Raw genomic sequence first — 10702 nt, 5'->3', positions numbered from 1 at the left:
ATGTCTTCAAGCATGGCATCAGCGCGATCTCCAATCATCCCGGTCCGCTCCTATCAATGAAGGAGCTTATCTCGCGGCATCATTCACAAAAGAAAAGGTGGGATGTTCGTCGCGCTCACCATTGAGGTGTCCGGGATTGCTGCCAGGCATTCCCGCGTCACATCATCAACGATATTGAGAATCCGGAACCGTCTCCCGCATGCAAACTGGTCGTGCACGAAATCGAGAGACCAACGGGCATTTGCTTTCGCCTCGACCAGGATCGGCGCACGCGTGCCGACGGCCCTTCGTCGAGCCTTCCGCTTGCGAACCGAAAGCCCTTCCTCGCGATACAGCCGATAGATGCGGTTGACGCCGGATGGCTCTCCGTCCCGCCTGAGCAGGACGAACAGCCGTCGGTAGCCGAAGCGCCGTCGCTCGTTGGCGAGATCGCGCAGCTTCGCCCGCAATTCGACCTCCGGCGGTCGGCAGGACCGATAGCGGATCATCTTGCGATCAGCCGACACAATCTGGCAGGCCCGCCGCTCCGAAAGACCCATTATGTCCTTCAGATGTGCAACGGCGTCACGCTTGGCGGCAGGCCCTACCATTTTTTTGCGAGAAGCTCGCGGAGTGCGGCGGCATCGAGCATCTGCTCGGCCAACAGCTTCTTAGTAAGCGGTCAGCCGATGGCGTTAGAGTTGAAGTTCCAAGGCATAAGGCCTTCGATTTCGGTTACAGGCCAGCCTTTAGCGATGCGGCTCAGGGTTTGGGATAGCCAGTCGAGCGGATCGACGGCATTCATTTTGCATGTCTGGAGCAGCGTCGCCAGTGTGGCCCAGGTCCGTCCGCCGCCCTCGCTTCCGGCAAATAGACTGTTCTTCCTCGTGATTGTCTGTGGCCTGATCGCACGCTCGACAATGTTGCTATCGATTTCGACCCGGCCATCGGTGAGGAAGCGCTCCAGGGCCTCGCGCCGGGTGAGCGCGTAGCGGATCGCCTCGGCTGTTTTGGACTTGCCCGAGACTTTACCCAGTTCCTGTTCCCACAGGTCGAAGAGGCGGGCGACAATGGTTTCGGACTGTTCCTGACGGAACGCGGCGCGGATGTCGGCATTCTTGCCGCGAACCTCATCCTCGATCTTCCACAATTTGGTCATGGCGATGACCGTATCTGTTGCAGCCTGCGAGATCCCGCTGACGTGCAGATCGTAAAATTTGCGGCGCAGATGTGCCCAGCAGCCTGCGAGCTGTATCTGTTCATTGCGCCCAGCCTTGGCTTGCGCCTTGATCATGCTCGTATAGGCGCCATATCCGTCCACCTGCAGGATTCCGCTGAACCCAGCAAGATGCCGCGCCACGCATTCTGCGCCCCGACTGTCTTCAAAGCGATAGGCCACCATTGGTGGACTGCTCCCACCATAGGGGCGATCATCGCGTGCATAAGCCCAAAGCCATGCCTTGGTGGCTTTTCCAGAACCGGGAGCCAGAGTGGGCAAGGTCGTCTCATCGGCGAAGACCCTTTCACCTTCCTTGACCCGTTCCAGGATATAATCGGCGCATATCTGAAGCTCGAAGCCCAGATGCCCCATCCATTGCGCCATCAAACTCCGGCTGATCTCGACGCCATCGCGCAAATAGATTGCCTCCTGACGGTAAAGTGGAAGGCCATCGGCGTACTTGGAAACGGCTATATAGGCGAGCAGGCGCTCTGTCGGCAGGCCACTCTCGATGATATGTGCAGGCGCGAGCGCCTGAACCACACCATCATGGTTCCGGAATGCATATTTGGGGCGGCGTGTCACGATAACCCGGAACTTCGGGGGCACGACGTCCAGGCGTTCCGAGCGATCCTCGCCGATCAGGATCTTTTCCAGCCCCTCGCAACCAGCCGGAACCTCCGGTTCGATGACTTCCTCAATGCGTTCGAGATGAGCCGCAAAACCCTTGCGCGGACGCGATGCCCGTTTCGGCTTGTCATTCGGCTTGTCTCTGGCCGCATCGTCAAGTTCGCTCTGGATCGCCGAAAGACCAGTTTCCACTTCCTCGAAAGCAAACGATACCTGTTCATCGCTAACACCAAGGCGTAATCGTTCGGAGCGCCGGCCGTGCTGGGTGCGCTGCAAAACCTTCATGATGGATGTCAGATTGGCAATCCGTTCGTTGGCGCTCTTCTCCACTGCCTCCAGCCGGGCAATCTCAGCTTCAGCAGCCTTCAACCGGGCTTGTTTCGCAGCCTGCTCATGAGCCATTGCGAGCACCATAGCTTTCAGTGCGTCAACGTCATCCGGCAGATTGTGAAGCGGTAAATCCATGAGGCTGAGTAGAGCATAAAAGCGGCCGTTTTCCCAACCTGAACTGCATCATGAATCATCTTGCCGCAGGCACTGTTACCCCGTCAGCAAGGGGCGTCTTGTTCTGTTCGAGCGGATCTTTTTCCAGTCCATTCCGGCCAGCAAGGCCATGAGCTGGGAATGGTCCAGACGTATCCTCGCTGCCGACAGGCCCGGCCAGCAAAAGCCACGCTCCTCAAGCGTTTTCGAATAAAGGCAAACGCCACTTCCATCCCACCACACAATCCGGACCCGGTCAGCACGTTTTGACCGGAAGACATAAAGGGCACCATTGAACGGGTCGAGACCGCCATCACGGACAACTGCCATAAGCGAAGCGGCTCCCTTGCGGAAGTCGACGGGTTGACAGGACACATAAACCACCACACCGCTGGAGATCATACCTTGCGAGCCGCCCGTAGAACCTTCACCAGATGATCTGGATCGAAGGCTGAACCGACGCGAACCACCATGTCGGCGACAACTATATCGATCCAAGCGCTACACGTCGTTTCAACACGTGCAAATCTGGCCGGACTGGCCGGTCCCGCTGTTACCGGTGAAACAACACCAGATGCAAGCGCCTTACGACGCCATCCATAAAGCTGCGAGGGATCCAGTCCTTCAGACCGTGCAACCGCCGAGACGTTAGCCCCGGGCTGCAATGACGCGGCAACAATCCGCGCTTTCTCGTCATCCGACCAGTCACGCGGCCGCCGTCGGCTTCGCACGGGTTCCGCCGTCAAAATCTCAAATATCTGGGAATGATTCATATCGTCATTCATAGGACTCTCCGTATGATTCATACGCAAAATCACCCATCAAGCCGACAAAAGATACGTGGGGTGGCTTACCCGCTTACGCTTCTTAAGCTTGGCGTTCTCTTCTTCGAGTGCCTTCAGGCGCTTCGCCTCGGACACCTCCATACCGCCGTATTTGGCTTTCCAGTTATAAAATGTTGCGTCCGAAATCCCATACTTGCGGCACAGGTCGGCCACCTTCATGCCTGCCTCCTGCTCCTTCAGCACCGCAATAATCTGCTCTTCCGTAAATCGCTGCTTCTTCATTCGTCCGTCCTTTATTGGGCCGGACTCTAATCCATTCTGGAGGAAATTCTCAGTGGCAGGTCAGTCTGGCTAAATTGGGGAGCCGACCATTAACGAGGATCCCAAAATTTTGAAGCTTTCACAAGATAACAGCGAAGATACCTAGGTGTTAAACTTCTGACTAAAGGATAAATAATACCTAAATAGGATATAGCTCGGCGATCAAATTCCGTGACAGCTGACCAACCAATTTTAAGCCGATTCCATCCGACCCGCCAATTATTCTTATCTTCTCTGCTCACCCTATAGAGGATCAGAGGTTCCGATAGATTATGAAAAGTTAGACCGTTACGTGCGGCGCGAATCCATAAATCATAGTCCTCTTGTCGGGGCGCGATATATGCATCATAAGATCCAGCTTCTAGGATTCGTTTACGCCTGTAAATGACCGAAGGGTGTATTATCGGACAAGTCCAAACCAATCGCCTTATTTCAGCGTCAGAGACAGGCACACTTCTTTTACCAATCTGTTCTTCCCTATCATTGATAAGATAGGCACAGGATCCCAATATATCTATATGCGGGTTCCTCACCAGAAAATCGATTTGTCTTTGAAAACGCGTATTGAGCGCTATATCATCCGCATCCATGCGGGCAACCAAATCACATGAGCAAGCATTTAGCCCTGCCCGCAAAGCGCCCCCCAATCCGATATTTTCTCTCAAAGGAATGATCCGCAGTGCTTCTCCGATATGCGCCTTCCACCTACTGATTACGGTTTGTAATTGATCAGTGATTGGACCATCGAGAACCAAAACAATCTCGCTAGGCTTTAACTGCTGCTCTGTCCATATACTCTCAAGGCTACGTTCCAGATAGTCAGGTTTCTCACAGTGATATACGGACATAAGAACAGAAAAGTTCATTGCCTGTCTTCTGCTACGATCTTGCCGCGCAACCGAGCCAGTGTTTTCATTCCGTCGAAATACTGTGCACTGGCGTCTTTTGGAATATCCCGCAAATTATTTAGGTACACTCTTTCTCCGCCGGCTCCGTAATGTTCGCGTTCAATATCTGGATCACTGTGCCGACGAGCTACCTGCGTTCCCAATTTAAGATGAATAAGCCATCCATGTTCTTTATGGGTTTCATATGAATCTGGCATAAACTCGTGAGAAGATGCTGTAAAATAACGGCGATCATCGTGCTGAACTAAAGGGAACTTGATTAAAAGAGGCTGCGCGCCCCCGGTTTCCTGCGCGATCCGCCCCCTTGGCCCTCCTCTTAAGGATAAAAAACCATTATTTAGCATGCGGCCTGACTCATAGCCGTCGATATCATGTCTGGACTCTCTAAGGGCAATCTCCAAATCATGATACCCTCTAACTGATTTGATCTTTTCATCGTCGAAATAGTATAGATCAATCATTGGAGCATATAAATATGATTGCCCAATACTTGATAAAAAATCAACATATTGATCAATTTTATATTCTTCATTTCCCAAGTAAATTAATTCATCTGCGTCTAAAAAGAGCGCCCATCTCCCCTTCGCATGCTTATGAAAGAGTGCATTTATCCACGTTATACCATAATAAGACGTTTTGTAACTTTCGTGTGTTCGATAAAGATTAACATCAGACTGGGCTTTAAGAAATTCAAAACTACCATCCGTTGATCCGTTATCGACGATACAGAATTCCCTCACACCTAAATGCCTATGATACTCTAGACAAGCGGACAGACGATCCATTTCATTACGAACACTCATAAGCGCAACAGTTTTTCCATTTCCATCTGTCTCTGCTACTTGAATGAATTCTAGTTGTGCGGCACGACTCGCAGCTATGATATGTCGATAATGAATTTTTCGAACCAACGCCCGCACCGGCTGACGAAATGGTTCGAAGAGGACCGTTAGTTTTGGGCACTTAACCGAAAGCCGATGGAAAAATTCGCGGAATCCCATTATCGATCACCGGATACAAAAAAATTTGGTTTTGAACAGGAAATGGTCCCGAAATCGCAACCATCATCGTTACCAAGGGCCACAGAAAAACAAGCCTCCCTCAGTATATTTGCGTCTGGCCAAGCCTTTCGAAAGAAAAAGCTTTTTAAATTCATAACTTTCTCAACATCACTATTACCATAAACTATCGGCTTACCGTTTTCATCGAATTGATAAGCTGTAAGGTTAAAGCCAGAGATAGACTTCATCTCCCCCAAATGATTGACCAAAGTCGGGAACACCATTTCATCTGGAATATATGTTTTTTTGAAGAATGAGACTAGCTCTGGGTTGTTGTGCAGATAATCGATAATCTTTCTGCACATTTCTCCGGTCAATCCCCACCACTGGGATCCGAACCGAATACCCAAGTTTTGAGGCACTGTTCGTTCAATGCCACAGAGCTTTTGAAACCTAATTAAGTTTTTTTGTAAAATCGAATTTTTCTTCGAAGGGGAAAACGGGAAATAAAATTTATATCTCTCGGAACGGAGTCCATCTTTAACCCAGTTTTCACCAGCGACTTCGATAAACTGCGTACCGTAATTTTCCCAAAGATATCGATGTAACTGCGCCAGGGAACGATTAGGAAGACAGGATTCACTTAAAAGAAAAACGTAGTCATAAGATCGCAAACCAACGCAGGCTTCCAATTCTTCAAGACTAGAGACAACTGCTTCGACTAAACTGAAACTCCCCCAGCGGCATTGTACCCTATTATTAATGACTTGGACTTTGTCCTTCTGTTGTAACAGTCTTTTAATAAGAGAAAAATCATGTACAGAAGATCTTGCGTCGTAGTGAATTGCAACATGATTATTGCGATCTCCCCGGATTAAGTTTTCCGTAAGATCCACAATTGTATGTGGTTGACTATGCCCAAGTATCAAAAAAAGAATATTCATTTGCCACTCTGGCTATAATCCAAAAATTCCCCGACAGAACAGTAGTCATAGGAATTCTATATGCTTTTTATAATTCCAAAAGATGCCTCGCATCCCACTATATAATAGCACCGCGTACGTCGATACACTTTTCGTTGCGCGGAACGCTATCCACGCATTTTTCAAAACATAACGAAGCGCAATGATTTTATCTATCTTTCTGCCAACCCGCGCTTCGACCGAAGCAACATTTCTTATATCGCACTTAAACTTCCAAAGGTTTTGCATTGAAACCTCGCTGTAGGTGGGAAGGAGGTTATACGGAGTGACATGTTTTACCACACTAGTATCGATATAAAAGCAATCATAATGATCAGATATCCTACGGGTATATTCTGTGTCATCATGCCATATAAAAAACTCCTTCAAAGGTAGGCCAACTTTCTGAATAGCTTCTCGGCTTATGAAACATGAAACAAAAGAACATGATATACATGGAAGAGATGAGGGCATATCCCGAAATGTGCTGTTCCAGGGCCATCTTGCAACAGGAATATTCATTACACATAAGCTGCCATCGGTCCACTCTACCCGGCTTGATAAAAAGCCAACTGTTCGGAAGCCTGCTTGATGCTGTATAAAAAAAGGGCTTTCCATCGCCGCTTGCAAACAATCAGGCTCTGGAACTACATCGTCATCCATTACCCATACCCAATCAGCACCAACCTTCGTGGCAGCCCGAATACCTGCATTAAATCCGCCAGCTCCGCCACCGTTATAATCCAGCAAATGCAAAACAAGATTCAGACGCTGGCTATTTGATACAAGCCACTCACGTGTGCCATCGGTCGAGTTATTATCGACGACGTGGATGTGTCTCAGCCTTCCAGTCTGACGTCCTAATGCCTCCAGGCACTCACGTAGCTTTTCCAGCCGATTATATGTCACTACCACAGCATCAACTTCTGTCCTAGCTTTACTCATGACAAAACCACCCGGTTGGAAATCGAGTTATCTACCTGCTGCAGAATTCGATTTCCAATCCACAAGATGTTTGGGCAACCTTTCATTTTCAAGGCAGCTTAGACCTGACTTCGTTATCAAAGCACTTCAATGCGGCTCCAATCGCCTGATGCATGTCCAGATAGCGATAAGTTCCAAGACGCCCACCGAAAATTACATCACTTTTGGCATCTGCCATTTCTTTGTAGGCGAGATAAGTCTTCTTATCTCTTTGCGTATCAATTGGATAATAAGGTTCGTCTCCGCGCTGGGCAAAGCGTGAATACTCACGAACGATAATCGTCTTTTCTCTTTGATAATCACGTTCGGGATTAAAATGTCTGAACTCAAGAATACGGGTGAATGGAACATTTTCATCAGCGTAGTTCATGACAGCAGTGCCTTGGAAATCACCCGTCTGCAGAATTTCTGGTTCAAAATCGATGGTGCGCCACCCCAGTTCACCCGCTTTATAATCAAAGAATTTATCAATAGGACCCGTATAAACAACTAGCTTTCCTGCAGGAATTTGTTCTTTTATCTCGAAATAATCAATGCCAGTTTGAATGTGGATCATGGGATTTGCCAGCATTCTCTCAAAGATTGCTGTGTAACCATCGACAGGCAGGCCTTCGTAGGCATCGTTAAAGTAACGATTATCGAAGTTATAGCGGACGGGAAGGCGAGTAATGATATGCTCCGGAAGTTCGCGTGGATCCGTTTGCCATTGTTTCGCTGTGTAGCCGCGAATAAACGCTTCATATAAAGGACGACCAATCAGCGAGATCGCCTTTTCTTCAAGGTTTTGTGGCTGGTTATCACCTAGCTCGCGCGATTGCTCTAAGACTAATTGTTGGGCTTCCAGAGGCGACATACGACGACCAAAGAACTGACACACAGTGCTCAGGTTGATCGGCATTGAGTAAACCTGATCTTTATATGACGTGTATACACGATGTTTATAATCAGTAAATTTGGTAAAATTATTCAAATAGTCCCAAATTACCTTATTAGGCGTATGAAAAAGATGCGCACCATACTTGTGTACTTCGATTCCTGTCTCCGAATTACTTTCACTATATGCATTTCCGCCAATGTGAGTTCGTTTGTCAATGATTAAGACTTTCCGTCCTAATTCATTCGCTACTCTCTCCGCGATGGTTGCTCCGAAGAACCCCGCACCTACAATTACCAGATCATAACTATCGAAATTCACGTTAACCTACCAAAGTCTCGTTTGCTGTATATCATCGTATCCCCCAGTCACCCCAATATTTCATAATCCTCATAAAATCAATGAATTGAGGCGAAATCAACATGAAGGAAGGGCCATGTGAGTTCTCACAAGGATTGGTTGTAGGGAATTATCTCTGTCCAAAACAGGGTGCGAATTCACAAGACAATTCGTTTGGACATTTAATGTGTTCCCACTGATGTCTTAATTGTCCTAATTGAACTCTCTTATCTAAACGCAAGGTTTAGCCTTATTATGTCAATCGTCGCTGTTAATTGAGGAGAGGGATGAGCTCCATTAGAAAAATTCGCAAGGCTGTCTTTCCGGTTGCAGGTCTTGGCACCCGCTTCCTACCCGCCACTAAGTCTATTCCCAAAGAAATGTTGACTGTGGTGGACAAGCCCGTTATCCAATATGTGGTAGACGAGGCACGTGAAGCTGGTATCGAACATCTGATTTTCGTCACTGGACGCAACAAAGCGGTTATCGAAGACTATTTTGATGCGCAAGTTGAGCTTTATACTACGCTTGCCGAACGTGGCAAGACAGCGGAATTAGAACATCTTCAGAATATTCAGCCGCAACCAGGGACGGCTAGCTTCACTCGCCAGCAGGTTCCGCTGGGGTTAGGCCATGCGGTCTGGTGCGCTCGTGAACTCATTGATGACGAACCGTTCGCTCTCTTGTTACCTGATATGGTCATGCAGTCGAAGAAAGGCTGTCTGAAAGAGATGGTCGAGCTTTACGAAAAAACCGGCGGCAACGTCATTGCCGTGCAGAAATGCGACCCGGACGAAGCGCATAAATATGGTATAGTTGGCAGAGGCGAAGTCATTGGCAGTGGTTTCGAGATCACACAGATGGTCGAAAAGCCTGCCAAAGGCACGGCACCATCAAATCTTTATATCAATGGCCGTTATATTCTACAACCGGAAATCTTTGAATTCCTGAGCAAGCAGGAAAAGGGGGCTGGCAACGAAATCCAGTTGACTGATGCGATGTTAAAACTTGCCGACGTTCAGAAATTCTTCGGTTTCAATTATCAGGGATTGACATTCGACTGCGGCTCCAAGGCTGGCTTCATCGAAGCTAACGTTGCCTTCGCGCTGTGGCGCAAAGACATTCGCCCTTTAGTTGAAAGCTCGATTGACAATCTTCTAAACGTTATAAAACCTGTTTGATATTAGCCAGAATAGGCTCTAGCTCCGCCCCTTGCAGTGTGCGTGGGTGAACTGTCCGACGTAATCGGTGGAGTGCACCCCGTTTCACCGGACACGTCGGCTAGATTGATTTAGCCCTGATGAACTGCCGAGGGGAAGCCATCTTGAGAGCGGAGTGGGGATGGATTTCGTTGTAGTCCTCGATCCATCCATCGATGAGACGGAGCGCCGTTTCGGCGTCCGGTAGTGCCGAGATACGGATGTAATCCCGCTTCAGGGTTTTAACGAATGCCTCGGACATTCCGTTCGACTGCGGGCTGGCCACCGGCGTGAAGCAGGGCGTCAGGTTGAGCGCCTGGGCGAATAGCTTCGTATCCCTCGCGGTGTAAGCCGACCCATTGTCGACAGATGTTCGATTGCATGTGGGGCTCTGGTTGCGTTGAAGCGTTTCTCGACCGCCTCCAGCATCATGTCACGCACGTCTGAGCCGGAGATGCCCGCATTGGCAACTGCCGTCCAGGCAATGATCTCGCGGTCGAATGCGTCGATGATGAAGGCGAGACGAATGACCTCGCCATTCCAGCAGGTGAACTCCAGACCGTCCGAGCACCAGCGCAGATTGGATCGCATAACCATGACCTTGCCGTCATGGATGCGGCCCTTGCGAACGGCGGTATGCTTCTCCAGTAGCATGGCGTGGTTGCCCATGATGCGATGGACCTTTTTGGCGTTGACCACAGGCTTATCGGCGGCTCGCCTTTCGCGATTGAGGAGCGCGGCGATCCGCCGATAGCCGTAGGTCGGCCTTTAATCCACCAGCCTGCGAATGGTGGGCAGAAGCTCTGCATCCTCGACCTTGTGGTAAAGCCCACGCGGCTTTGATTTGCCTTTCAGCCGTTCGATGAGGTTGGAACGTGAGACGCCCAACGTGTCTGCGACGGCCTTCATCGCGAACCGTCCTTCGGCAACAAGATCGGCCGCGATATCCGTTTATGGAATGGCCCGCCCCTATCCCCAGCGTCTGTTATGATGCCGTGGTGCGAAAAAAGAAAGGAAC

At 49.3% G+C, this 10702-nt stretch carries 9 protein-coding genes and 3 pseudogenes; 1 reads left to right on the top strand and 11 read right to left on the bottom strand.

Features of this window, described 5'->3' with window-relative positions:
* Positions 1-119 precede the first annotated feature (119 nt).
* From OPR82_RS13930 to glf, 10 genes and pseudogenes are all read right to left on the bottom strand, one after another.
* A pseudogene (locus tag OPR82_RS13930) lies at positions 120-652 on the bottom strand (IS3 family transposase); the annotation flags it as partial.
* Positions 653-661: 9 nt separating this feature from the next.
* Positions 662-2293 carry an IS66 family transposase gene (tnpC, locus tag OPR82_RS13925; protein ID WP_265985476.1) on the bottom strand — a complete coding sequence of 544 codons (1632 nt, stop codon included), beginning with the start codon at positions 2291-2293 and terminating at the stop codon, positions 662-664.
* Positions 2294-2368: 75 nt separating this feature from the next.
* Positions 2369-2713 carry an IS66 family insertion sequence element accessory protein TnpB gene (gene tnpB / locus OPR82_RS13920; RefSeq protein WP_265985475.1) on the bottom strand — a complete coding sequence of 115 codons (345 nt, stop codon included), beginning with the start codon at positions 2711-2713 and terminating at the stop codon, positions 2369-2371.
* Positions 2710-3096, bottom strand: coding sequence for a transposase (locus tag OPR82_RS13915; RefSeq protein ID WP_265985474.1), 387 nt, complete (start codon positions 3094-3096; stop codon positions 2710-2712). Before OPR82_RS13915 ends, tnpB begins: the two co-directional genes overlap by 4 nt.
* Positions 3097-3174: 78 nt before the next feature.
* Positions 3175-3378 (bottom strand): annotated as a pseudogene (locus OPR82_RS13910) (transposase); the annotation flags it as partial.
* Between the two features lie 89 nt (positions 3379-3467).
* Positions 3468-4283 (bottom strand): glycosyltransferase, encoded by an 816-nt coding sequence (locus tag OPR82_RS13905; protein ID WP_265985473.1) that lies wholly within the window; start codon positions 4281-4283, stop codon positions 3468-3470.
* Positions 4280-5326, bottom strand: a complete 1047-nt coding sequence (locus OPR82_RS13900) for a glycosyltransferase family 2 protein (protein WP_265985472.1) — start codon at positions 5324-5326, stop codon at positions 4280-4282. Before OPR82_RS13900 ends, OPR82_RS13905 begins: the two co-directional genes overlap by 4 nt.
* Positions 5326-6270 (bottom strand): beta-1,6-N-acetylglucosaminyltransferase, encoded by a 945-nt coding sequence (locus OPR82_RS13895; protein ID WP_265985471.1) that lies wholly within the window; start codon positions 6268-6270, stop codon positions 5326-5328. The genes OPR82_RS13900 and OPR82_RS13895 overlap by 1 nt, the downstream gene beginning before the upstream one ends.
* Positions 6271-6315: 45 nt before the next feature.
* Positions 6316-7233: a glycosyltransferase gene (locus OPR82_RS13890; protein ID WP_265985470.1), complete on the bottom strand. Its 918-nt coding sequence runs from the start codon at positions 7231-7233 to the stop codon at positions 6316-6318.
* An 88-nt stretch (positions 7234-7321) separates the two neighbouring features.
* Positions 7322-8467, bottom strand: a complete 1146-nt coding sequence (glf, locus tag OPR82_RS13885; protein ID WP_265985469.1) for a UDP-galactopyranose mutase — start codon at positions 8465-8467, stop codon at positions 7322-7324.
* Positions 8468-8772: 305 nt separating this feature from the next.
* On the opposite strand from glf, the gene galU reads away from it, so the two are divergent.
* Positions 8773-9666: a UTP--glucose-1-phosphate uridylyltransferase GalU gene (galU, locus tag OPR82_RS13880; protein WP_265985468.1), complete on the top strand. Its 894-nt coding sequence runs from the start codon at positions 8773-8775 to the stop codon at positions 9664-9666.
* A 100-nt stretch (positions 9667-9766) separates the two neighbouring features.
* On the opposite strand, the pseudogene OPR82_RS13875 reads toward galU, so the two are convergent.
* Positions 9767-10635 (bottom strand): annotated as a pseudogene (locus tag OPR82_RS13875) (IS3 family transposase); the annotation flags it as partial.
* Positions 10636-10702 lie beyond the last annotated feature (67 nt).

The sequence above is a fragment of the Ochrobactrum chromiisoli genome (assembly GCF_026241335.1).
In the GTDB taxonomy this organism is placed as follows: Bacteria; Pseudomonadota; Alphaproteobacteria; order Rhizobiales; family Rhizobiaceae; genus Brucella; species Brucella chromiisoli.
The sequence above is the reverse complement of the archived record's forward strand: the minus strand, read 5'-3'. Positions and strand labels throughout refer to the sequence as shown.

What these genes read in the sequence shown, in the direction of transcription:
- tnpC (WP_265985476.1), bottom strand. Translation starts at nt 2,293, where the DNA reads ATGGATTTACCGCTTCACAATCTGCCGGATGACGTTGACGCACTGAAA.
- tnpB (WP_265985475.1), bottom strand. Translation starts at nt 2,713, where the DNA reads ATGATCTCCAGCGGTGTGGTGGTTTATGTGTCCTGTCAACCCGTCGAC.
- OPR82_RS13915 (WP_265985474.1), bottom strand. Translation starts at nt 3,096, where the DNA reads ATGAATGACGATATGAATCATTCCCAGATATTTGAGATTTTGACGGCG.
- OPR82_RS13905 (WP_265985473.1), bottom strand. Translation starts at nt 4,283, where the DNA reads ATGAACTTTTCTGTTCTTATGTCCGTATATCACTGTGAGAAACCTGAC.
- OPR82_RS13900 (WP_265985472.1), bottom strand. Translation starts at nt 5,326, where the DNA reads ATGGGATTCCGCGAATTTTTCCATCGGCTTTCGGTTAAGTGCCCAAAA.
- OPR82_RS13895 (WP_265985471.1), bottom strand. Translation starts at nt 6,270, where the DNA reads ATGAATATTCTTTTTTTGATACTTGGGCATAGTCAACCACATACAATT.
- OPR82_RS13890 (WP_265985470.1), bottom strand. Translation starts at nt 7,233, where the DNA reads ATGAGTAAAGCTAGGACAGAAGTTGATGCTGTGGTAGTGACATATAAT.
- galU (WP_265985468.1), top strand. Translation starts at nt 8,773, where the DNA reads ATGAGCTCCATTAGAAAAATTCGCAAGGCTGTCTTTCCGGTTGCAGGT.